We start from the raw sequence: 21,892 nt of genomic DNA, 5'->3' as shown, positions 1-21,892 counted from the left end.
AGCGATGACACCCGACCCCGCCTCGACGGAATACCGGACGGACACGAAGGAGAGGACCGCGGCATGACCGACACCGGCACCGAGCACGGCGGCTCTCCGGCCGCCGAATTCGCGGGTTCGATCGTCGATTTCGGCCGCACGTCGCGCAGCCGGGTATACCCGGACGGTATCTTCGTCGACCTGTACGGATTCCCGGACTTCCTGCCGTACGCGCGAGCGGTGATCGAGACCGGCCCGGTACCGCCGGGCCTGGGCATCGACGAGGCCCGGGTCACCGACGTGATCGCCGCCAATCTCGCGACGGCCGGCGCCGGCGACCCGCTGTACGCCGACCTGGTCGAGACCGCGACCCCGCGCGGGTGGACCTGGCACCACGCGCCGCACGCACGCCGGCTCCACCTGGTCCCGGTCGACGTCGCGAACGCGATCCTGCACCACGGCGGCGTGGCCACGATGACCGTGGACCGGGAACGCACCGGCCTGTGGAGCCCGGTCGAGCAGGCCCAGGTGCCGGCCCGCCTCCAGGTGGGTCGGCCGCTCACCGACGGCGACCTGAGCCACCTGGAGCACAAGTACCTCAAGTACCGACTCCCCGATGCCTACCGGGCGTTGCTGATCGACAACGGCGGCGGCCCGCCGGCGCGGCCGGCCGTGCACCTGCGCCACGGGTTCGTGCTGGACCAGCAGTTCCTCAACCTCTACGGCGAATACGACCCCTACGACCTGCTCGACGTCGCGGCCCGATTCACCGATCGGCTGACCGCCGATTTCCTGGCCGTCGCGTGGGTCCAGGGCGGTGCCTTGGTACTCAAGACGCAAGGGGAGGACGCCGGTTCGGTCTGGTACTGGGACAACGACGACCGGTACGCCCGGCAGGGCGACACCCCGGAGGCGACCGTCGCCCTGATGTCCCGACTGGCCGGCGACCTCACCACGCTGCTGGCCGACGAACTGGTGCAAGTGCCCGACGAACTCGACGAGATCGCCCGCACGGCGGTCGCGGGCGGGCACTACCGACCGGTCGTCGACAACCGAGCGGGCACGGGTCTGCCCGCCGACCTGCGTCCCTGACGCGGCATCACGAAGGGAACGGACGAAGACCGATGTTCGACAATCTGCTGCCTCCCGGCGTCGGTGCGGCGTTGCAACGCCCCGGCCTGGAACCGATGACGGCGGTGAGCGCACACACCACGATCGTGGACCTGCACCCGGCCGTGGCCGCGCTGCTCGACCGCACCGAACCCGCGATGCGCTCGGTGTTCCACGGGCGTTGCCCCGACGCCCTGTTGTTGTCCCAGGTCGCGGTCGAGGCGGAAGCCTCGTTGGCCGCCGAGGGCAGCCACGATCCCGATCACGAGGTCGTGCTCGACCGGATGCGCCGGCTGCTCGACGGCGCGGCGCTGGCCGCGATCCTGCTGCGCGAGCCGAACGACCCCGCGCACGAACGGCCGATCCCGCCCTGCTCGTCCTGCGCACCGGCGCTGGCGGACCTGGGGGTCACCATCCTGGAGGTGCCCGCGTCATGAGCGATCGTTTCCCCGAGGCCGTGGTCCAAGCCCTCACGGCCACCGGTTGGCAACCCGGCATCCACATCCCGGAAGAGGAACTGCTGCGCTGGTACCGCGCGTTGGGCACGGCCGGGATCGACGTCCCGCCGAGCGCGATCAAGGCGCTGTGGGAGTTCGGCGGGATGACGGTGCATCAGTACGGCCCCGGCGTGGACATGTCCCGAATGCCGTTCCGGATCGACCCGCTGGTCGGGCTGTACGCGGGCGACCTGCTCGCCGCGTACGGCGCGGCGCTGGGCCGCCCGCTCACCCCGGTCGGCGAATACGACCTGGGTCGCGGTCGGTTGGCGATGGATCCGCGCGGCGCGGTGTACCTGTGGTGGGGCGATCTGTGGCACGTCGCCGACACCTTCGACGGCGCGCTGATCGCGTTGATCGAGGGCCGCCGGCCGACCCGGCTGAACCTGACACCGGCCGACGCACCGCTGCCGCCGCGGCCGATCGACGAGCGCGAGGCCCGGGACAAGGCCCGCCGGCACGTGGTCGGCGGCGGTCCGAACGCGCCGAGTGACTTCGTGATGACCGAGTTCGAGTACGGCTGGCTGGTCCAGGCGATCTACCCGAACCCGGACCCGATGGCCAACGTCGGCGCCGGCCAGTGGATCGTGGACCGCCGCAACGGCCGCGTGACCCTGTGGCCGAGCCTGCCGACCGCCAACGTGCTGGCCATGTTCCGCGAACGCTACGTGGACGCGTAGCGCCGCCCGAACGGGCCACCGAACGTGAACGCGCCCCGGAACCGCGTGGGTTCCGGGGCGCATCGGCCCGACGGGTCGGCTACTTCACGTTGGTCTTGTTGATCCCGTAGCCGGGGATGTGCAACTTGCCGCCCAATTGAGCGTACATCGCGCTCTCGACGTTCGTGAAGAACACGATCGGAACGTTGATCGGCGGCGGACTCTCGGGCGTGAACGTGATCGGGATGATCCCGAAGATGTTGCCCTTGAGGTACTTCACGTACATCGTCGTCGGAATGTCCGCGTCCATCCAGGACTTGCTGCCCTCGTCGGACGAGATGACGACGTCCTTGCCGCCCGCCTCCTTCACCGTCATCGACATGTTCCAGATGTCGATGCCCTTGGACACGGTGAACTTGAGCGCGTTCTCCTCACCGCCCGCGAGGGTCTCGACCTTCACCACGCCCTCGTAGTTCAGGCCGGCCATCGCCAACAGGCTGGACTTCAGCACCAACGGGTCGACCGCGACCGGCGGGAGTCCCCCGCCGCTCTTGGCGTTCACGGGTCCCTGCACCGGGCACGGAAAGGGTGTCCTGCCGTCCTTCGGCACCGCCGAGGACGACGTGGCCGACGGTTTGGCCGACGTCGTCGAGGGCTTCGCCGACGGTTTGCCGGATGTCGTCGCGGGAGGCGTCGACGCCGGCGCCGAGGGGGTGCGACCGGCCGCGGCCGCCGGCGGTGCCGCCGATGCCGGGGCCGCCGGCGGTGCCGACGCCGGAACGGGCGGCGCCGTCGAGGGCCGGTCGGCCCCCGGCAGTCCGAGCCCGGGCAGGCCGGGCAACTTCAGTTCCGGCAGCTTGAGTTCCGGCAGCTTCAGCTCGGGCAGCCGAAACTCGGGCGCCTTGCTCGTCGGCGCCGTAGTCTGCGCCGCCGTGCCCTGTGGTGCCTTCGGCGCCACCACCCGACCGTCGGCCGCCGCAGTCGGGTCCGTCGAGGGTCGGCTGCCCGCCTTGCCGGCGGGGGTCGAACCCGCCGACTTGGTGGCCGTCGTGCTCGGCGCCGCGCTCGACGTGCTCGGCGCGGCCGAGGCGCTCGACGAGGTCGTGGGACTCGCCGAGACGCAGGGGCCGTCCGAGTACGGGTTGTCGGGCAACGGATCGCTGGGCGACGCGTGCGCGATCCCGACGACGCCCACCACCCCGACCATCGCCGTCGCGATCACCGTGAGCGCCGTCCGCGGCGAGACGCTCCCTCGGGCACTGTCACCGGGTCGGTTCGTCACCGACCCGGTCGGTGCTTCCCCCGAGGCATCGGCGTCCTTCCCGTTCATCGCCTGGACCAGGAAACCGTCCTCCACGAGCGTGTCGTCCGGCGCACCCCGATCCCCGTCGCCGCCCTCGCCGCCCTCGCCGCCCTCGTCGTCGTCGACGTGCTCGTCGTCCGGCGCGTCCGGTGGCAGATAGACCCAGGAGACCGCGAGCGTGCCGCCGATCAGGCCGAACAACATGCCGACGCCGAATCCGCCGAACGTGGCGACGATGAACGACACGAGCGACACCAGGATCACGAAGACCCCGAGGTAGACCCGGGCTTGCGGGTTGAACCAGATCGCGATGCCGCACATGATCAGGATGGCGCCGATGAACAGCGCCGAGACCCCGCCGAACTGCTGGAGTTGCACGGTCACGTCACCGGCGTTGAGTGCCGCGTAGGGCGCGTACAGAATCGGCCCGGCGGCCAGGATGCTGAATACTCCGGCCCAGAACGGACGGGCTCGCCGCCAGGTCCGAAACGCCTGCCACCCGCGCCCGATCGCGTTCGGGTGCGGCTGTTCTTCGGTCACGAATTACTCCCTGGAGTGGTGCTCCGCGTTGGCCGAACGGCCGCGGGCGGGAAGCCCGCCTGCGGCCGACGACAGGTCAGAAGCACTCCTTGCTGCCGCCCCCGACCGTGAGGTGCAGGTCCTTCAGGTAGAACTGACCGGCCTGGACCAGCCACGCGGTCTGCTTGACCTTGGTGAACTTCGCGTGGTCGGCCTGCTGGCCGAACATCGTCGGTGCGCCGTTGCCGCCCACCTTGGGGCCCTTGGCCCAGTCGGACGAACCCTGGGCCATCGTCGAGGCGTCGACACCGATGTCGATGTTGGTGAACTCGGCGTCACCGTCGAGTCCGTCCATCGACAGCCGCATGTCCTTCGCCGTGGCGGGCGTACCGTTGCCGCCGGCCTCGATGCGCAGCACGACGCCGAACGCGTTCACCGACTGACACAGCTTGGTGATCTTGGCGTCGCCGATCGCCGCGGTGGCCACCGGCACGATCCTGCCGTTCTTGGTCTCGTAGTGCCCGCCGTACTGGGAGAACTGGTTGGCGTCCAGTTCGTCGGCGGAGACCTTGAAGCTGCCGCCGGAGACGGTGATGTTGACCGGGACGGCACCGCTGGCGACGCCCGCGAACATGCCGACGGTGAGCGCCGCGACCGGGATGAGGGTGATACCGAACCGCTTCCAGCGGGTCTTGCCGCTACCCGCCTGAACCTTCTTGTCCATGGTCCTCCTCGGGACAGAGTCCCCGCCTCATGCGGACCAGGGCCGCACGTGGCGGGGCATGGAGGGAGGGCCTGCCTGTCCGGGACGGACCGGCACGGCCTGGATGGGGAGGTCCGCGTCCGAGCCACCGACCGGCTGCCGGAGCTGAGGGGACACGGATCGAGCGGCCCGATCATCTTTCACGACCGGGTCGGCACACAAGAGGTTCGTTACCGGCGAGTAACGCCGCCCTTCGGACGGCACCCGCCACCGCATCACAGCGCGACGTCGACGCCCCCGCCAAGTGCTCCGTTTTTCCCGGATATGTCCGTTAAAGAATCACTCGGAGGTCACCAAATGCCACACAGGGCCAGGGAAATGGCCCTTGGTCAAAGATGCGTAAAGACGAAGCCCCGCCCGCTCTCGGAAACGAGAACGACCGGGGCTTCGTCGACAGGATCAGCGCCTGACGCAGGATCAGAAGAGCACGCCCGCAAGCGCCATCCGCGCCTTGGGCACCCTCGGGTCGTCCGCGCCGACGATCTCGAACAGGTCGAGCAGGTGCAGTCGCGCGGTGTTCCGGTCCTCGCCCGAGGTGCGCCGCACGGTCTCCACAAGTCGAGCGAACGCCTCGTCCGCCCGGCCGTCCAGGATGTCCAGGTCGGCCGCGAGCGTCTGCGCCGCGACGTCGTCCGCCCGCTCGGCGGCATCCGCGCGCGCCTTGTCCGCGTCCACGCCCTGCGTGCGCAGCAGGAGTTCGGTGTTGATCAGGCCCAGCTTGGCCTCGGCGTGTGCCGGGTGGTCGGAGAGCACGTTGCGGAACGCCTGGGCCGCACCGTCCAAATCGCCGGTCTCCAGCGCCTCGTCGGCGGCCGCGAGCAGCGGGTCGCCGGCGGGCTCCTCGTCCTCGTCCTCGACCGGGGCGGCCGGTTCGCCGTCGACCACGACGCCGGTCAGACCGAAGCGCTCCTCGCCGAGCTGGACGAGCTGGTCCAGCACCTGCCGAGCCTGCTGCTCGGGCACCACGCCCTGGAACAGCGGCGCGAGTTGACCGCCCAGGACGGCCATCACGGCGGGGATGCCCTGGATGCCGAACTCCTGGGCGAGACGCGGGTTGGCGTCGACATCGATCTTGGCGAGCACGAACCGGCCGGCGTATTCCTCGGCCAGGCGCTCCAGCAGCGGGCTGAGCTGTTTGCACGGCTGGCACCACTCGGCCCAGAAGTCGATCACGACGGGGGCCTGTTGGGAAAGCGCGAGTACTTCGGTCTCGAAGGTGGCCTCGGTGACGTCGATGACGACCCGTTGGCCACCGGACGCGGCGGCGGGCTTCCCGGCCGGCGCGGCCGCACGTTTGGCGGCGTTGTCGGCGGCGGCCTTGACCGCACCGAGGTCGACTACTCCGCGCATGGACATGTTCCGTGGCTGCATGTAGACATCTTCCCCCGAGAGCAAGCCGAACGATGCACGGGGCGAACCACCGGCGCACGTTCTCGAAGCCTCGTCGCGTCCCGGTCCCCGCAGGATGCGGGCCCCGGGACGGACGACGACCCTTGACGGGCCGTCAGTCGCGATCGTGTGCTCGAATCCCCATCCAGGCACCGCGATTCGCTACGGCTCGTAGCGTAAGGGGCCCGCCCGGGGGAATGCGACCGCAGGATCCGCAATGACGGATGTGAGTTGCACCACCGCCGGGCACCATACCTGCCGGTAACATGACCGCCCGTGTACGACGAATCGGCGGAAGACGGTGCGGACGGCCCACCCATACAGCGCAAGGGACGCCCGCGCAGCGCCACCGCGGACGACGCGATCCTGGACGCGGCCCGCTCGTTGCTGGCCGACGGCGGATGGGCCGGGCTGACCATGGGCGACGTCGCCGCGCGGGCGGGCGTGGCCAAGACCACGCTCTACCGCCGGTGGCACTCCAAGCACGACCTGGCCATCGCCGCGGTCGCCGAGATGCTCGGCACGCTCCGACTGTCCGATCGGGGCCCGGATCTACGCGCGGACATCGAAGACGTGGTCCGCCGCTTCGCCGCACTCCTGGGCCGCCCGGAGATGCGCACGGCCCTGATGGGCCTGGTCGCCGACTCCACCAGCGACCCGGCCCTACGCCGACGCATCCGCGAAGAGGTCGTCGACCCGCAAAAACGCCTCGTCGTCGAAGGCCGCGCCCGAGCCCACGCCCGCGGCGAAATCACCACCCCGGCCGCCCTCGACGTCGACCTGATCTTCGACATCATCGCCGGCACGGTCGTCCACCACATCCTGCTGACCGCCGAACCCGCCACGGACACCTGGGTCCAACACTTCACCACCTTCGTCGTAACCGGCCTACTCCCCCACCCGCCCACCCCCACAGGCACCTGAGACAAATCAGCCCCGCCGGCGCATGAGGCCAAATCAGCCCCACCGACACATGAGGCAAATCAGCCCCACCGGCGCTTGAGGCGAACCCAGCCCCGCCGGCGCATGAGGCGAATCAGCCCCGCCGGCGTTTGAGGCGAACCCAGCGCAGGACCTCAGAACCGCGCCGGCTCCGTGTACGTACCCCACTCTTCCCGAAGGACATCGCAGATCTCCCCGAGCGTCGCCTCCACCCGAGCCGCCGCCAACATCGGCGGCACCAGATTCACCGCCCCCCGCGCAGCAACCCGCATCTCCGCCAACGCCGCGGCAACGGCCGCCCCGTCCCGCCCCTCCCGCCGCCCCGCAAGCACCTTCACCTGGTCCCGCTCGACCTCGTGGCTGACCCGCATGATCTCCAGATCGCCCGTCACCGAGCCCTCGTGGCAGTTGACCCCCACCACCCGCTTGTCGCCCTTCTCCACCGCCCGCTGATAGCGGAACGCCGACTCGGCGATCTCCCCGGTGAACCACCCGTCCTCGATGCCGCGCAGGATGCCCGACGTCATCGGCCCGATCGGGTGCGGCGACGTCTCGCCCAGCTCGCGGATCCGCGCGAACGTGGCCTCCGCCTCGGCCTCCAGCCGATCCGTGAGCGCCTCGACGTACCAGGACCCGCCCAGCGGGTCGGCCACCGCCGCGACCCCGGTCTCCTCCATCAGCACCTGCTGGGTGCGCAGCGCGATCTCCGCCGCCTGCGCACTGGGCAGCGCCAACGTCTCGTCCAGCGCGTTCGTGTGCAGCGAGTTGGTCCCGCCGAGCACCGCCGCGAGCGCCTCGACCGCCGTGCGCACCACGTTGTTGTACGGCTGCTGCGCGGTCAGCGAGACGCCGGCCGTCTGGGTGTGGAAGCGCAACCACTGCGCCTTCGCGGTCTTGGCGCCGTACACGTCGCGCATCCACCGCGCCCAGATCCGCCGCGCCGCGCGGAACTTGGCGATCTCCTCGAAGAAGTCCACGTGCGCGTCGAAGAAGAACGACAACCCCGGCGCGAACACGTCCACGTCCATGCCGCGCGACAGCCCCAGCTCGACGTACCCGAAGCCGTTGGCCAGCGTGTAGGCCAGCTCCTGCGCGGCCGTCGACCCGGCCTCGCGGATGTGGTAGCCGGAGACCGAGAGCGGCTTGTACGCCGGGATTTCCGCGGCGCAGTACTCCATCAGGTCGCCGATCAGCCGCAGATGCGGCTCGGGAGCGAACAGCCACTCCTTCTGGGCGATGTACTCCTTGAAGATGTCGGTCTGCAGCGTGCCGTTGAGCGTGCCGATGTCCACGCCCTGCCGCTCGGCCGCGACCAGGTACATGCAGAACGCCGGCACCGCCGGGCCCGAGATGGTCATCGACGTGGTCACGTCGCCGAGCGGGATGTCGCGGAAGAGCACGTCCATGTCGGCCGCCGAGTCCACCGCGACGCCGCAGTGCCCGACCTCGCCGAGCGAGCGTTCGTCGTCGCTGTCGCGGCCCATCAGCGTCGGCATGTCGAACGCGACCGACAGGCCGCCGCCGCCGTTGGCCAGGATCATCCGGTAGCGCTCGTTGGTCTGCTCGGCGTTGCCGAACCCGGCGAACTGCCGGATGGTCCAGGCCCGGCCGCGATAGCCGGTCGGGTACAGCCCGCGGGTGTAGGGAAATTCGCCCGGCCAGCCGATCCGCTCGAAGCCCTCGTAGGGCTGATCGGCGGGCGGCCCGTAGACCGGCTCCACCTCGAGTTCGGACAGGGTGGTGCGTCGCATGCCCTCGTTGCGGACCTTGTCGTACCGGTCCTGCCAGCGTTGCCGACCCGCTTCGATGTCCTCGGTGTTCACGTGGCTCCTGTCCGCTGCCGTCGTCGTAGGACCCATTCCCGCGCGGCACAAGAAAATTACTAGGACGTCCTAGTAAATGTCCACGATCGCTCCCCCGACACCGACCGGGAACAGGTCCGGAAAACGCCGAAGCCCCCGACCACACGTCGGAGGCTTCGCAAACACGAACGACCGGGACACCGGGCCCGGCGGCGCAAACCGCTCAGGCGGCGGCCGGCGCGGCGGTCGGCTCGACCAGCTTGTGCTTCATCTTGTAGTCGAAGACGAACGGGCCGAACGGCGGAATCGCCGCGACGAAGGCGAGCAGCGTGGTCTTGTTGTCCCACGACAGCTTGGTGCGCACGTCCAGCATGGCCAGCAGGTACAGGATGAACATGACCGCGTGCAGCAGGCCCAGCGGCATGACCAGGTTGATGTCCGAGATCCGGCTCAGCAGCGAGCCGAAGACGAGCAGCAGCAGGAACGAACAGCCCTCGGCGATCGAGATCACCTTGAAGCGGCCGACAGCGGTGGAAAGCATGGGGGGATCCTCGGGGGAAGCGGAGAGGGAACGGGCGGACTGCGAGCCGATGACTCAGGCGGTGGCGGCGGCCGTTTCCAGACCGCGCTCGCGGACCGCCTCGACGGCCTTGCGCTCGGCGAAGAACGACGCGAGCGGGATCGTGCCGGCGACCATCATCAGCAGCATGCGCTCGAACTTCCACTTCATCTTGCTGCTGAGGTCGAAGGTGACGACCAGGTAGATCATGAAGAACAGGCCGTGTGCCTGGCTGACGTAGAGCGTCGCCTTCTCGCCGGTGTCGAACCCGTACTTGAGGACCATGCACAGGGACAGGACCAGGAGCATGCACCCGGTGATCCAGGCCATCACCCGGTAACGGGTCAATACGACAGGCTTCACGGCGGCACCTTCGGTAACGGCGGCTTCTTCGACGACCTCGTCGACCGCTTTTCACAATGGCGCATGCAGCTTACGTCGCCACCACCGGGGTCCCCGAATCCACCCCCTCGTCACCGTTATGTGCCGGCGCCGGCACCGCCGCCTCCTCCTCGATCCGGAAGTCGCCCGCGTCCACCCGCAGCACCCGCAGCAGGTCGAACAGTTGCGCGCACTGCTCCGGGGTGTACGCGCCGAGCCCGAACTCGCGCGCGGTCAGATCCCGGGTGGCCCGCTCGGTGACGTCGCGGCCCTTGTCGGTGATCACCGCGAGCACCCCCCGCCCGTCGCGCGGGTTCGGCCGGCGGGCGACCAGCTCGGCCTGCTCCAGCCGGTCGATCGTGTTGGTCACACTCGTCGGGTGGACCATCAGCCGCTCGCCGATCCGGGACAGCGGCAACGAGCCGGTCCGGCTGAAGGTGAGCAGTACCAGTGCCTCGTAGCGGGCGAAGGTCAGCCCGTACGGCTTGAGCACCGCGTCGGCGCCCGCGAGCAGGATCTGCTGGGCGCGCATGATCGAGGTGATGGCGACCATCGGCGGGCACTCCCCCCAGTGCTCTCGCCAGTGCTCGTCGGCACGCGTGATCGGATCGAAGGGGAGATTCAGTGGCTTCGGCACGGGCCGAGCGTAGTGGAGGTTACCGAGCGGTCACGTGGCCGTCTCACTCCTCGCGCATACCCCCGCACGTATGCCGGACGGCCGCCGCGACGGAGGGCGCCGGGCGCGCCGGCGGCCCGACATGACCAATAGGTCATTCAAGCTTCAACTATTTTCGGTATTCTGTGGTACATGACGGAAGCCGAGCCCAGGTGGCTGAGTGATGAAGACCAGTGCGTCTGGCGCCAGATCATCGCCGTGATCAACATGCTGCCGCCCCGACTGGAGCGCGAACTCCAGCGCGCGCACGGGTTGTCCCTGCACGACTACCAGATCCTGGTCCAGCTCTCCGAGCATCCGGATCGGGAGGTACGGCTGAGCGATCTGGCCGAGGCGACCCAGCAGTCCAAGAGCCGACTCTCGCACCAAATGACCCGGATGGAGAACGCCGGTCTGGTGGCCCGCCGCAACTGTCCCACCGATCGGCGCGGTGCCTACGCGGTGCTTACCGAGGAGGGTTGGCGAGTGCTGGAGGCCGCGGCGCCCACGCATGTGGAAAGCGTGCGCGAGCACCTGATGGACGTGATGACGCCGGCCCAGAAGCAGGTCGTCGGCGCGGCCTTCGGCGCGGTGGCCGACAAACTCCGCCCGGCCGCCCGCAGCACGGTCTGCCCCTCCCTGAAACAGCCCGTCGACCCGTCCGGCGTCTGACGACGAACCGAAGTCGGCCCACCCACGACCGGGCAGGCCGACTCGGGCCGACTCCTAGGCCCCCGAGGCCCCGAGCCCGGCGATCAGCTCGTCCGCGGCAGTGTACGGATCCAGATCGCCCGTGAGCACCCGCTCGGCCAGCGCGTCGAGCCGCCGGCCGCCGCGCAGGTCGCCGATCCGGGCACGCAGCGCGGTGACCGCGATCGCCTCGACCTCGTCGGCCACCCGGCGCCGGCGTCGCCGGGTCAGCTCGCCGCCGGCCTCCATCCAGGCCCGGTGCTTCTCCAGCGCCTCGACCACCTCGTCGACACCCTCGCCGCGCGAGGCCACCGTCTTGACGATCGGCGGACGCCAGTCCCCCGGCCCGCGCGCCTCGCCCAGCGAGAGCATGTGCCCCAGCTCGCGCGCGGTGGTCGCCGCGCCGTCCCGGTCCGCCTTGTTGACCACGTACAGGTCGCCGATCTCCAGGATCCCGGCCTTGGCCGCCTGGATCCCGTCGCCCATCCCGGGCGCGAGCAGCACCACCGTGCTGTCCGCCATCGAGGCGATCTCCACCTCGGACTGACCCACCCCGACCGTCTCCACGATCACCACGTCGCAGCCCGCCGCGTCCAACACCCGCAACGCCTGCGGAGTGGACCAGGACAGCCCGCCCAGATGCCCGCGCGAGGCCATCGAGCGGATGTACACCCCGGGGTCGGTCGCGTGGTCCTGCATCCGCACCCGGTCACCGAGCAGCGCGCCGCCGGAGAACGGCGAGGACGGGTCCACCGCGAGCACGCCCACCCGTCGGCCCAGCCTGCGATAGGCGCTCACCAGCGCGGTGGTGGACGTCGACTTGCCCACGCCGGGCGATCCGGTCAGCCCGATCACGTACGCGTTGCCGGCCAACGGCGCGAGCGCGGCCATCACCTCGCGCAACTTCGGCGACGCGTCCTCGACCAGTGAGATCAACCGGGCGACCGCCCGGGGCCGACCCTCCCGGGCCTGGGCCACCAACGTCGCGACATCCATCCCCGACCTCATGCGCCACCGCTTCCCTGCTCGGATATGCCGAAACGACCCCGGAGCCGGCGCGGCCGCACACCGCTGTGTGTGCCGCGCGACTCCGAGATCGTTTCAGGTGGGTGTATCACCCGGGAACCGCCCGGTCGGCGACGCCCGCCGGGCCCGTGCCCGAGCCCGTGCGCGTCGCGGCGACCGGTCGGCTCAGTTGCCCGGGACGGTGATGATCAGCGCGTCGCCCTGGCCACCGCCGCCGCACAGCGCCGCCGCGCCGGTGCCGCCGCCGCGCCGCTTGAGTTCGAGCGCCAGGTGCAGCACCACGCGGGCGCCGGACATCCCGATCGGGTGACCCAGCGCGATCGCGCCGCCGTTGACGTTGACCTTGTCGGTGCCCACTCCCAGGTCGCGCATCGACTGCACGGCCACGGCGGCGAACGCCTCGTTGATCTCGATCAGGTCCAGGTCCTCGACGCCCAGGCCCTGCTTGCCCAGCGCGTGCTTGATCGCGTTCGAGGGCTGCGACTGGAGCGAGTTGTCCGGGCCCGCGACGTTGCCGTGCGCACCGATCTCGGCCAGCCACTCCAGGCCCAGCTCCTGCGCCTTGGCCTTGCTCATCACCACGACGGCGGCGGCGCCGTCGGAGATCTGCGAGGCCGACCCCGCGGTGATCGTGCCGTCCTTGGTGAACGCCGGGCGCAACTTGCCCAGCGACTCCGCGGTGGTGTCCGCACGCACGCCCTCGTCGGTCGCGAACACGACCGGCTCGCCGCGTCGCTGCGGAATCTGCACCGGCACGATCTCGGCGTCGAAGACACCGTTCTTCGCCGCGGCGGCGGCCCGCTGGTGGGACAGCGCCGCCACCTCGTCCTGCTCCGCGCGCGAGATGTTCAGCTTGCCGTTGTGGTGCTCGGTCGACTCGCCCATCGGGATGTTCTCGAACGCGTCGGTCAGACCGTCGTAGGCCATCGCGTCGAGCATCTCCACCGCGCCGTATTTGAAGCCCTCACGGGACTTCGGCAGCAGGTGCGGGGCGTTGGTCATGGACTCCATGCCGCCCGCGACCACGATGTCGAACTCGCCCGCGCGGATCAGTTGGTCGGCCAGCGCGATCGCGTCCAGGCCGGAGAGACAGACCTTGTTGATGGTCAGCGAGGGCACGTTCATCGGGATGCCGGCCTTGACCGACGCCTGACGCGCGGGCATCTGCCCGGCGCCGGCCTGGAGCACCTGGCCCATGATCACGTACTGGACCTGGTCCCCGGTGATGCCCGCGCGCTCCAGCGCGGACTTGATCGCGATGGCGCCCAGGTCGGTGCCGGAGAAGCCCTTGAGGGATCCGAGCAGCCGACCCATGGGCGTACGGGCCCCGGCGACGATGACAGAACCGGCCATGAGGGTGGCCTCCACAACTTGAGGGTCGGGGTGCCATCGCCAGGCGGCCCGGGCGACGTGCGGCATCCCCGCGACGGACGTGAAGTTGTTCCGGAACCTACCCGGAAGGGCCGCGACCGTGGCAGGGGGCTCCGATGTGACGGAACCCACCATCTCGGGCCACCCCTACCGAGTGTGCTCTCACCCATAGTCTCGTTTCGACGGACCGGGTATCTACTCGCAGGTAACCCGGGTACTCCCCAGAGGCCCTTTGGAGGCCATGGTGCTCACGCGGATCGACCACATCGGCATCGCCTGCCACGACCTCGACGCGACGGTGGCGTTCTACACGACGACCTACGGCTTCGAGGTATTCCACACCGAGGTCAACGAGGAGCAGGGCGTCCGCGAGGCGATGCTCAAGATCAACGAGACCTCGGACGGCGGCGCCTCCTACCTCCAGCTCCTGGAGCCCATCCGGGAGGACTCCACCGTCGCGAAGTGGCTGGCCAAGAACGGCGAGGGCGTGCACCACATCGCGTTCGGCACCGCCGACGTCGATGCGGACTCGGCCGCGATCAAGGACAAGGGCGTGCGGGTGCTCTACGAGGAGCCGCGTCGTGGTTCCATGGGCTCGCGCATCACTTTCCTGCACCCCAAGGACTGTCACGGTGTGCTCACCGAGCTGGTGACCTCGGCCGCGAACCCCGACGCGGAGCACTGAGCCGAGCGCTCGGCTCGCGCCGACGCCCGGCATCTCCGGCGACCGCCCGCGACATCTCGCGGCGCGGCGCCGGCTTCGATCGCGCCTCGCGCACCCGACAACCCGTCAAGCGAGCGGCGCAGTTCCTGCGACTCCGCCTCTTGTCGGGTTTGTGCCGACCGCCTAGCGTTACCAGCGGGTAAGTTCAACGCGAAGTTCGCAAACCCTCATTGCTCTCCCATGCTTCAACCGCCGACCCATGGAGGCCGACGATGAAGGAGATCCTCGACGCCATCCTCGCGGGGGACACCCCCAAGGAGGCGTACGCAGCGCTCCCGCTTCCCGACTCGTACCGCGCCGTCACCGTCCACAAGGACGAGGAGACGATGTTCGAGGGCATGGAATCGCGGGACAAGGATCCGCGTCAGTCGCTGCACGTCGAAGACGTGCCGCTGCCCGAACTCGGCCCCGGCGAAGCCCTCGTCGCCGTGATGGCCAGTGCGATCAACTACAACACCGTGTGGACCTCGCTCTTCGAGCCGGTCTCCACCTTCCGTTTCCTGGAGAAGTACGGCCGCAACTCGGAACTGACCAAGCGGCACGACCTGCCCTACCACGTGGTCGGCTCCGACCTCGCGGGCGTCGTCCTGCGCACCGGTGCGGGCGTGAACGCCTGGAAGCCCGGCGACGAGGTGGTCGCGCACTGCCTCTCCGTCGAGTTGGAGAGCGCGGACGGACACTCGGACACGATGCTCGACCCCGAGCAGCGCATCTGGGGCTTCGAGACCAACTTCGGCGGTCTCGCGCACATCGCCCTGGTCAAGAGCAACCAGCTCATGCCCAAGCCGGCACACCTGTCGTGGGAAGAGGCCGCCTCGCCGGGCCTGGTCAACTCGACGGCGTACCGCCAACTCGTCTCGCGCAACGGCGCCGGCATGAAGCAGGGCGACAACGTGCTGATCTGGGGCGCCTCCGGCGGCCTGGGCTCGTACGCGACGCAGTTCGCCCTCGCGGGCGGCGCCACGCCGATCTGCGTGGTGTCCTCCGAGGACAAGGCGCAACTGTGCCGGGACATGGGCGCCGAGCTGGTGATCGACCGGCGGGCCGAGGACTTCCGCTTCTGGAAGGACGAGCACACCCAGGACCCGCGCGAGTGGAACCGGTTCGGCCGGCGCATCCGCGAACTCACCGGCGGCGAGGACGTGGACATCGTCTTCGAGCACCCGGGCCGGGAGACCTTCGGCGCGTCGGTGTACGTCACCCGCAAGGGCGGCACCATCGTGACCTGTGCGTCGACTTCGGGTTACATGCACGAGTACGACAACCGTTATCTGTGGATGAGCCTGAAGCGCATCGTCGGTTCGCACTTCGCCAACTACCGCGAGGCGTGGGAGGCGAATCGTCTGGTGGCGAAGGGTAGGATTCACCCGACGTTGTCGCGCACCTACGCTCTGGAAGAGACCGGCCAGGCGGCCCGGGACGTCCACCGGAACCTGCACCAGGGCAAGGTGGGCGTACTGTGTCTCGCACCGGAGGAGGGCCTGGGGGTTCGGGACGCCGAGATGCGAGCGCGGCATATCGACGCCATCAACCGCTTTCGTAACGTCTGACGGCGGTCCCTGGATCTGAGACCATTCTCCCTGGTAGTCAATGCGGTACGGGCGGTTCCGGATGTACAAACGGGAACGCATCGTCACCAACCGGCCGGAAACGGCCGACTTGCAGTACTGAAACGTACGCGGCCAGGGGATGGAGTGGGACCCCACAGTGCGGGGCTACGACCGCTACCAAGTTGACGAGCACCTCGAACTGCTCGACGACGAGATAAAGCGGCTGAAGACGGAGCGCGACGACACCGTCGCACACGCGGAGGACCTCGGCTATCAGGTCGAGGTTCTCCGCGCGAAGCTGCATGATCTTCGCCGCCAACTCGCCACACCCCGATTCGACAGCATCGGCGGCCAGGCCGAGCAGATGTTGCGCAACGCCCAGTTGCAGGCCGATCAGGTCCGCGCGGACGCCGAGCGCGAGTTGCAGGAGTCGCGCGCGACCACGCAGCGCCTGCTCCAGGAGGCCGCCGCGCGGTCCGCCCGGCTGGAGGCCGACTGGCAGGCCGAGGTGATGGAGCGCCGCCGTCGCCTGGACGAGGAACTGGCCCAGGCCCGCCAGGCCACCGAGACCCGCGTCAACGAGAACGTCACGTGGGCCGAGCAGTTGCGTGCCCAGGCCGAGGAACGTTCGCGCCAGCTCCTGGACAACGCCCGCGCCGAGGCCGAGCGGATCGCCGCCGCCGCGCGCGAGCAGGCCGTCGGCACCAGCGAGAGCACCCGCGCCGAGGTCGAGTCGCTGCTCTCGCGCGCCCAGGGCGACGCGGACCGGGTGATCGCCGAGGCCAAGGCCCGGGCGAGCGTGGCCGTGGACCAGTCCGAGCAGTTGCGCACCGAGACCCGCACCCGGGCGGAGAGCCTGGTCGGCGACGCCCGGGTCGAGGCCGCCCGGATCATCGGCGAGGCACGATCCGAGGCCGAGCGGGTCACCGGCGAGGCCGGCGCCCGCGCCCAGGGCGCTTCGGAGAACACCGCCAAACTGCTCGAATCCGCCCAATTGGAGATCGAGCGGCTGCGCGCCGAGGCGGCCGGCGAGGCGGACCGCCGCCAGGCCGAGGCCCAGCGCCTGCTCCAGGGCGCCGAGGTCGAGGCGAGCGAGACGCTCGGCAAGGCCGCCGGCGACGCCGAGGCGTATCTGGCCAAGGCCCGCGCGGAGGCGGACAAGCTCACCTCCGAGGCCCGCGCCGCGGCCGAGCGGCTGCGCGCCGAGGCGCTCGGCGAGGCCGACCGACTGCGCGACGAGGCCCGCACCGAGGCCGAGGCGCTGCGTACGGACACCCGCGCCGAGTTGGACACCGCCCGCGAGGAAACCCTGGCCCGGGTCGACGAGTTGGAGGCCGGGGCCCGCGCGGAGATCGAGCGTCGTCGGCAGGAGGTCGACCGACTGCGCGCCGAGGCTCAGCAGTTGCTCACCAACGCCGAGGCCGGCGCCGCCGACCGCCTGGAGACCGCCGCCCGGGCCGCGGACGACCTGATGGCCAAGTCCCGCTCCGAGGCGGAACGGGTGCAAAGCGAAGCGCGCACCGAGGCGGACGAGTTGCGTGCCCGGGCACAGGCCGACGCCGAGGCGGTCGAGACGCGCACCCGCGAGTCGAGCGACCACCTGGCGAACGAGGCCCGCGAGTACGCGGACCAGGTGCGTGCCAAGGCCGCCGAGAGCGCCGAGGAACTGCTGGAGACGGCCCGGGCCGAGACCGGCAAGCTGCGCGAGAAGGCGGTCGCCGACACGCACCGGCTGCGCGAGCTCACGCAGCGCCAACAGGCGGAGGCCGTCGAGGAGTTGCAGCGCGCCCGGGACGAGGCGCAGCGCCTGGGCAAGGAGGCCGCCCAGGCCGCCGAGCAACTGCGCGAGGAGTCGGCCGCACAGGCCGCCGAGCGGGTCGAGGCGGCTCGGGCCGAGGCGGAGCGGGTACGCACCGAAGCGGCCGAGAACGCCGGCCGTTCGCACGCCGAGGCCGAGACGCTGGTGGCCGAGGCCCGGACCGAGGCACACAAGGCCGCGACCGACGCGTCGCGGGCGGCGGAGGAGTTGGTCCGCTCCGCCGAGCAGGCCGCGAACGAACTGCGCGAGCAGGCGGTGGCGCAGGCCGAGGCGGTCCGCACGCAGGCCGAGCGGCAGGCGGCCGAGCTGCGTACCCGGGCCGAGGAACTGCGCGCCCGGGCCGAGCAGTCCGCCGGCGAGGCCGAGGACGCGCTGGACCGGGCCCGGGCGGACGCCCAGGCCACCATGGAGCAGGCCCGCGCCGACGCCGGCGCGCGCACCCAGTCGGCCGCGGTCAAGGCGGACGAGCTGATCGGCAAGGCCCGCGAGGAGGCCGAGAAGGTCCTCACCGACTCCCGTGCGGAGGCGGACGGCATGCGCTCGGCCGCCCGCCGGGACGCCGCCTCGATGCGCGAGGAGGCGGAGACCGAGGCGCGCACGTTGCGCGAGGAGACCGAGAGCACCGCGCGGGCGGTGCGCGAGGCCGCCGAGAGTACGGCGCTGACGCTGCGCGAGGAGAGCACCGAGCAGGCCCGCACACTGCTGGCGGGGGCGGACGCGGACGCGACCCGGATGCGGACCGAGGCCGAGAGCGCCGCGCAGGCGCTGCGCGAGAAGACCACGGACACGGCCCGTTCGGTGCTGGAGCAGGCCGACGCGGAGGCCGAGCGCATGCGCACGCAGGCCGAGACGGCCGCCCGCACACTGCGCGAGGAGACCACCGAGACCGCGCGTTCGGTGCTGGAACAGGCCCACGCCGAGGCCGAGCGCATGCGGACCGAAGCCGAGGACGCCGCCCGCACGCTGCGTACCGAGACGGCGGCGACCGTGCGTGCCGCGCTGGACAAGGCCGAATCGGACGCCGCGCGAGTGCGCGCGGAGGGCGAGGAGACCGCGCTCGGCATCCTGGAGCAGGCCGACGGCGAGGCCCGTGCGCTGCGCCAGGAGGCGACCGCGGCACTGGCCGCGGCCAAGGCGGACGCGGACGCGGCACGGACGCAGGGCGAGACGGACGCGGATCGGGCCAGGTCCGAGGCGCAAAGCGCGGCCCGGGCGCTGCTGGAGCGGGCCGAACGCGACGCCGAGCAGGTGCGCACCGACGCCGAGACCGCGGCCCGCACCCTGCGGCAGGAGGCCGCCGCCGCTTTGGAGGCCGCGCGCACCGAGGCCGAGCGGCTGCACGCCGAGGCGACCGCGACGCGGGCCGCGGCCGACCACGACGCGAGCACCCTGCGCGAGGAGGCCGCCGCGGCGCTCGACGAGGCGACGGCGGAGTCGGAACGGCTGCGCGGCGAGGCCGAGACGGCCGCGCTGACCCAGTTGGAGCAGGCCGACACCGACTCCGCCCGGATGCGCGAGGAGGCCGAGGCCGAGGCGATCCGGCTGCGTACCCAGGGTGCGCAGGCGCTGGAGGAGGCCCGCGACGAGGCGGCCGAGCTGCGCGACCGCACCAAGGCGCGGGCCCGCGAGTTGCTGGAGAAGGCCGAGGCACGCGGTACCGACCTGTTGGAGAGTGCGACCACCCAGGCCCGGTCGGCCAAGGAGGACGCGGCGCGCGCGGTGGCCGAGGCACAGGCCGAGGCCGAGGCCGTACGTGCCGCGGTGGTGGGTATCGAGGACGCCGCCCGCGAGGAGTCGGACCGGCTCACCGCGCTCGCCGAACGCGACCTGACCAAGGCCCGCGACGACGCCGAGACCACGCTGGTCCGGGCCCGCGCGGAGGCGGACGCCACGGTCACCGCGGCCCGCAAGCACGCCGAGCGGATGAAGTCCGATTCCGACCGGGAGGCCGAGAAGACCCGAACGGCCGGACGGGAAGCGGCGAACAAGGAACTGCGCGAAGCCGAGGAGGCCGCGACCACGCTGCGCGATCAGGCCCGGGCGGAGCTGGAGCAGGCCGCCAACGAGGCCGAGGATCTGTTGATTCGCGCGAAGGGTCGGGCCACCGAGATCGTCGGCACCGCCGAGCGCAAGGCCGAACAACACGTGCACGAGGCGAACGAGGCGGCGAACCGACTGATCGCCGAGGCCGAGGCGGAGGACGAACGACTGCGCACCGAGGCAACGGCGGTGATAGAGAAGGCGCGCAAGGACTCGGACGCGATGATCAGCGAGACGCGCCGGGACACCACCGCCACCCGCGAGCGTTCCGACAAGGAGGCCGAGCAGGCCGTCGAACGTGCCCGCCGGCAGGCCGCGGAGGGCCTGAAGCAGGCCGGCAAGCGGGTGGACGACCTGGTCGCCGCCGCCGAGGAACAGGTGAGCGAGGCCCGCGTGGACGCCGAGAAGATGAAGGTGACCGCGGCGGAGGAAGCCGAGCGAATTCGTGACAAGGCCGGTTCCGAGGCGGATAGGGTACGGATTGCCGCGGTGAAGAAGGCCGAGGCGTTGCTCTCGGAAGCGGAACAGCGCCTCGCCGACGCCCAGAAGGGCGCGGACGACCTGCGGGCGAAGGTGGCCGAACAAGTGGCCGCCGCCCAGCGGGAGGCGCAGGCGGTCCGTCGCAAGACCGCCGCGGACGCCGAGAAGGTTCTCGACGAGGCGCGGAAGGAGGCGGAGCGACTGCGCACCGAGGCGCGCAAGGACGCGGACCGTCATCGTGCCGACGGACAGCGCAAACTCGACGAGTTGAACCGCAGACGCAAGGACATCACCGCCGAGATGTCGCGCGTGCAGGGTGTCCTGGACGCGCTCGCCGCTCCTGCGGGTCTGGGCGCCGGCAAGGGCAACTCCTCGTCGGGCAAGGGCCCCGGGGCGAAGGGTGCCGGTTCGTCGTCATCCGATTGAGCGATGCCGGCCGGTTCTTATCCCCCGGTCAGGTCGATGCTCCGCCCGATTCGTGCCAGGATTCCACCCGTCACCTCATTCACCGCACCCGTCATACGACAGGAACCCCATGAGCGACACTAACTCTCCGCACGGCTTCGACATCGTCCGCCGTGGGTACGAGCGTTCGCAGGTCGACGACCGCATCACGAAGCTCGTGTCGGACCGTGACAGCGCGCTCGCGAGGATCTCGGCGCTGGAGAAGCGAATCGAGGAACTTCACCTCGAAAGCCAGAACGCGCAGGCCCAACTCGCCGACGCCGAACCGTCCTACGCGGGTCTCGGCGCTCGGGTGGAGAAGATCCTCCGCCTCGCCGAGGAAGAGGCCAAGGACCTGCGCGAGGAGGCTCGCCGCGCCGCCGATCAGCACCGCGAGTTGGCCGAGGCGGCCGCCCAGCAGGTGCGTTCCGATGCCGAGCAGTACGGCAAGGAGCGCAAGGCCAAGGCCGAGGACGAGGGTTCGCGGATCCTCGACAAGGCGAAGAGCGACGCCACGCAGCTTCGTGGCGAGGCGGCCAAGGACGCGTCGGCCAAGCGCGAGGAGGCCGAGGCCCTCTTCGAGGAGACCCGGGCCAAGGCCGCCCAGGCCGCCGCCGACTTCGAGACCAACCTGGCCAAGCGCCGCGAGCAGTCCGAGCGCGACCTGGCGGCCCGTCAGGCCAAGGCCGAAAAGCGCCTGTCCGAGGTCGAGCACCGGGCCGAACAACTGCGCCTGGAGGCCGAGAAGCTCCGCACCGACGCCGAGCGTCGCTCGCGTCAGACGATCGAGACGGCACAGCGCCAGGCCGACGACATCGTCGCCGACGCACGGGCCAAGGCCGACCGGATCCGCTCGGAGTCCGAGCGCGAGCTGGCCGCGCTGACCCACCGTCGGGACAGCATCAACGCGCAGCTCACCAACGTGCGCGAGATGCTGGCGACGCTCACCGGCGCGGCCGTCGCCGCCGCGGGTGTGAGCATCGATGACGACGACGACAAGATGCCGGGTGTGCCGGCGCAGCAGAGCCGCTGACACTCCCGCGCGGAGTCTCGACCCGGATTCCGGTGCCGTACGCGGCACCGGTGGCCGGTTTCGGCGGCCGCCCAGATCAGGACCAGGACGGTCGTCGCCGCAGCGATGGCGGCGGGGATCGGACGGCTGCGGACCTCCGCCGCGCCGGCCAGGCTCG

At 70.7% G+C, this 21,892-nt stretch carries 18 protein-coding genes; 9 read left to right on the top strand and 9 right to left on the bottom strand.

The window, feature by feature from the left end; translation table 11 throughout:
• Window positions 1–63 precede the first annotated feature (63 nt).
• The 3 genes from ABZ374_RS30940 to ABZ374_RS30930 are packed head-to-tail and all read left to right on the top strand — an operon-like array spanning window position 64 to window position 2,266.
• Window positions 64–1,071 (top strand): SMI1/KNR4 family protein, encoded by a 1,008-nt coding sequence (locus ABZ374_RS30940; protein ID WP_360317231.1) that lies wholly within the window; start codon window positions 64–66, stop codon window positions 1,069–1,071.
• Window positions 1,072–1,103: 32 nt separating this feature from the next.
• Window positions 1,104–1,526, top strand: coding sequence for a YwqJ-related putative deaminase (locus ABZ374_RS30935; RefSeq protein ID WP_360317228.1), 423 nt, complete (start codon window positions 1,104–1,106; stop codon window positions 1,524–1,526).
• Complete coding sequence (locus ABZ374_RS30930) at window positions 1,523–2,266, top strand: SUKH-3 domain-containing protein (RefSeq protein WP_360317226.1); 744 nt, start codon at window positions 1,523–1,525, stop codon at window positions 2,264–2,266. Before ABZ374_RS30935 ends, ABZ374_RS30930 begins: the two co-directional genes overlap by 4 nt.
• A 79-nt stretch (window positions 2,267–2,345) precedes the next feature.
• On the opposite strand, the gene ABZ374_RS30925 is transcribed toward ABZ374_RS30930, so the two are convergent.
• The 3 genes from ABZ374_RS30925 to ABZ374_RS30915 all read right to left on the bottom strand — a co-directional run bounded on the left by ABZ374_RS30925 (window position 2,346) and on the right by ABZ374_RS30915 (window position 6,201).
• The gene (locus tag ABZ374_RS30925) at window positions 2,346–4,088 is read right to left on the bottom strand and encodes a DUF6114 domain-containing protein (RefSeq protein WP_360317223.1); all 1,743 of its coding nucleotides are present in this window, start codon (window positions 4,086–4,088) and stop codon (window positions 2,346–2,348) included.
• A 76-nt stretch (window positions 4,089–4,164) separates the two neighbouring features.
• Window positions 4,165–4,791: a DUF6230 family protein gene (locus tag ABZ374_RS30920; RefSeq protein ID WP_360317220.1), complete on the bottom strand. Its 627-nt coding sequence runs from the start codon at window positions 4,789–4,791 to the stop codon at window positions 4,165–4,167.
• A gap of 456 nt (window positions 4,792–5,247) precedes the next feature.
• Window positions 5,248–6,201: a tetratricopeptide repeat protein gene (locus tag ABZ374_RS30915; RefSeq protein WP_360317218.1), complete on the bottom strand. Its 954-nt coding sequence runs from the start codon at window positions 6,199–6,201 to the stop codon at window positions 5,248–5,250.
• Between the two features lie 294 nt (window positions 6,202–6,495).
• Here ABZ374_RS30915 and ABZ374_RS30910 point away from each other — a divergent pair, with 294 nt between their 5' ends.
• Window positions 6,496–7,143 carry a TetR/AcrR family transcriptional regulator gene (locus tag ABZ374_RS30910; RefSeq protein WP_360317215.1) on the top strand — a complete coding sequence of 216 codons (648 nt, stop codon included), beginning with the start codon at window positions 6,496–6,498 and terminating at the stop codon, window positions 7,141–7,143.
• A 152-nt stretch (window positions 7,144–7,295) separates the two neighbouring features.
• On the opposite strand, the gene ABZ374_RS30905 is transcribed toward ABZ374_RS30910, so the two are convergent.
• The 4 genes from ABZ374_RS30905 to ABZ374_RS30890 all read right to left on the bottom strand — a co-directional run bounded on the left by ABZ374_RS30905 (window position 7,296) and on the right by ABZ374_RS30890 (window position 10,540).
• Window positions 7,296–8,984, bottom strand: a complete 1,689-nt coding sequence (locus tag ABZ374_RS30905; protein WP_360317213.1) for a methylmalonyl-CoA mutase family protein — start codon at window positions 8,982–8,984, stop codon at window positions 7,296–7,298.
• Between the two features lie 202 nt (window positions 8,985–9,186).
• Window positions 9,187–9,504 (bottom strand): DUF3817 domain-containing protein, encoded by a 318-nt coding sequence (locus ABZ374_RS30900; RefSeq protein WP_360317211.1) that lies wholly within the window; start codon window positions 9,502–9,504, stop codon window positions 9,187–9,189.
• Window positions 9,505–9,558: 54 nt separating this feature from the next.
• Window positions 9,559–9,885: a DUF3817 domain-containing protein gene (locus ABZ374_RS30895; protein ID WP_360317208.1), complete on the bottom strand. Its 327-nt coding sequence runs from the start codon at window positions 9,883–9,885 to the stop codon at window positions 9,559–9,561.
• A 70-nt stretch (window positions 9,886–9,955) separates the two neighbouring features.
• Entirely contained in the window at window positions 9,956–10,540 is a 585-nt protein-coding gene (locus ABZ374_RS30890) for a MarR family transcriptional regulator (protein WP_360317205.1), read from the bottom strand.
• A 171-nt stretch (window positions 10,541–10,711) separates the two neighbouring features.
• On the opposite strand from ABZ374_RS30890, the gene ABZ374_RS30885 reads away from it, so the two are divergent.
• Window positions 10,712–11,230, top strand: coding sequence for a MarR family transcriptional regulator (locus ABZ374_RS30885; RefSeq protein ID WP_360317203.1), 519 nt, complete (start codon window positions 10,712–10,714; stop codon window positions 11,228–11,230).
• Window positions 11,231–11,284: 54 nt separating this feature from the next.
• Here ABZ374_RS30885 and meaB read toward each other — a convergent pair whose 3' ends face one another.
• Together meaB and ABZ374_RS30875 are read right to left on the bottom strand one after the other, a co-directional pair.
• On the bottom strand, window positions 11,285–12,244 hold the full coding sequence (meaB, locus tag ABZ374_RS30880) for a methylmalonyl Co-A mutase-associated GTPase MeaB (protein WP_360317201.1): 960 nt from the start codon (window positions 12,242–12,244) through the stop codon (window positions 11,285–11,287).
• 195 nt (window positions 12,245–12,439) lie between these two features.
• Complete coding sequence (locus ABZ374_RS30875) at window positions 12,440–13,627, bottom strand: acetyl-CoA C-acetyltransferase (protein WP_360317199.1); 1,188 nt, start codon at window positions 13,625–13,627, stop codon at window positions 12,440–12,442.
• 262 nt (window positions 13,628–13,889) lie between these two features.
• Between ABZ374_RS30875 and mce the strand changes: the two genes are divergently transcribed.
• The 4 genes from mce to ABZ374_RS30855 all read left to right on the top strand — a co-directional run bounded on the left by mce (window position 13,890) and on the right by ABZ374_RS30855 (window position 21,735).
• Entirely contained in the window at window positions 13,890–14,330 is a 441-nt protein-coding gene (gene mce, locus ABZ374_RS30870) for a methylmalonyl-CoA epimerase (RefSeq protein WP_360317356.1), read from the top strand.
• A gap of 251 nt (window positions 14,331–14,581) precedes the next feature.
• Window positions 14,582–15,919: a crotonyl-CoA carboxylase/reductase gene (gene ccrA, locus ABZ374_RS30865; RefSeq protein ID WP_360317197.1), complete on the top strand. Its 1,338-nt coding sequence runs from the start codon at window positions 14,582–14,584 to the stop codon at window positions 15,917–15,919.
• 157 nt (window positions 15,920–16,076) lie between these two features.
• On the top strand, window positions 16,077–20,684 hold the full coding sequence (locus ABZ374_RS30860; protein WP_360317195.1) for a hypothetical protein: 4,608 nt from the start codon (window positions 16,077–16,079) through the stop codon (window positions 20,682–20,684).
• A gap of 109 nt (window positions 20,685–20,793) precedes the next feature.
• Window positions 20,794–21,735, top strand: coding sequence for a cellulose-binding protein (locus ABZ374_RS30855; protein WP_360317193.1), 942 nt, complete (start codon window positions 20,794–20,796; stop codon window positions 21,733–21,735).
• Window positions 21,736–21,892: the final 157 nt, after the last annotated feature.

The sequence above is a fragment of the Embleya sp. NPDC005971 genome, from assembly GCF_040629175.1.
In the GTDB taxonomy this organism is placed as follows: Bacteria; Actinomycetota; Actinomycetes; order Streptomycetales; family Streptomycetaceae; genus Embleya.
Note: the sequence above shows the minus strand (reverse complement) of the source record. Positions and strands in the feature narration are given on the sequence as shown.